The organism is Pseudomonas sp. NPDC089534 (genome assembly GCF_044749305.1).
Classification (GTDB): domain Bacteria; phylum Pseudomonadota; class Gammaproteobacteria; order Pseudomonadales; family Pseudomonadaceae; genus Aquipseudomonas; species Aquipseudomonas ekonensis.
The window spans coordinates 1-1,093 of record NZ_JBIVHR010000224.1; the positions used below are offsets into that span (position 1 = coordinate 1).

Sequence of the window (1,093 nt, forward strand, 5' to 3'; positions counted from 1 at the left end):
GTTCAGGCGGCAGGTAGCCGGGCGAACCCTCGGTGGCCATGGCCAGCTGGGAACGCATCATGATGGCGTCGGCGAAGCCGCGCAGCAGCATGACCATGGCGACGATGATGTACATCACGCCGATTTTCTTGTGGTCGACCGAGGTCAGCCACTCGGTCCACAAGTAAGTCCACTTCTTGAAGTAGGTGATTGCCGCGAACAGCCCCAGACCACCGAGCGCGATCATGGCGATGGTCACCATGACAATCGGCTCGTGGAAAGGAACCGCTTCCCAACTTAATTTACCAAACATCGTTTACTCCTCTGCCCCGGCAGCTGAATGCGAATTCGAGTCCATTTCCGTGGCGGCCACTTCCTTCTCTTTCTTCTCGTGCTTCAGAGGCTTGCCCGGTTTCATGCCTTCGTACTTGTCGACGATGATCTGGAACTGGTTCGGCGTGACCGAGGAGTAGAGCTCAACCGGATTGTTCTGGCTTGGCTTGGAAAGGGCTGCGTATTCAGCTTGATCAAGCTGTTTAGGTGCCTTTTTGACTTCACTTACCCAGGCGTCGAAATCTTCCTGGGAAGTTGCGATAGCCTTGAATTTCATGCCGGTGAAACCAGCGCCGCTGTAGTTGGCGGAGATGCCTTCCATTTCAGCGTTGCGGTCGGCGATCAGGTGCAGCTTGGTCTGCATGCCCGCCATCGCGTAGATCTGGCCGCCCAGGCCCGGGATGAAGAACGAGTTCATCACGGCGTCGGAGGTGATCTTGAAGTTGATCGGCGTGTGCGCCGGGAACACGATCTTGTTGACCGTGGCAATGCCTTGTTCCGGGTAGATGAACAGCCATTTCCAGTCCAGCGCGACCACTTCGATGGTCACAGGCTTGACGTCGGATTCGATCGGGCGATAAGGATCCAGCGAGTGGGTCGACTTATAGGTGATGTAGCCCAGGGCGATGATGATCAGGACAGGGATGGTCCAGACGGCCACTTCGATCTTGGTCGAGTGCGACCATTTCGGGGTGTAGACGGCGTTCTTGTTGGAGGCGCGGTACTTCCAGGCGAACAGGAAGGTCATCACGATGACCGGCACCACGACCAACAGCATCAG

Annotated in this window: 1 protein-coding gene and 1 pseudogene; both read right to left on the reverse strand. The window is 56.7% G+C overall.

The features are described 5' to 3' along the window. Positions 1 to 292: pseudogene (locus ACIP0B_RS28570) on the reverse strand (cytochrome o ubiquinol oxidase subunit I); the annotation flags it as partial. Between the two features lie 3 nt (positions 293 to 295). Beyond that, positions 296 to 1,093, reverse strand: a 798-nt coding sequence (gene cyoA, locus ACIP0B_RS28575; RefSeq protein ID WP_400838576.1) for a ubiquinol oxidase subunit II, incomplete at its 5' end; no start/stop codon positions are given.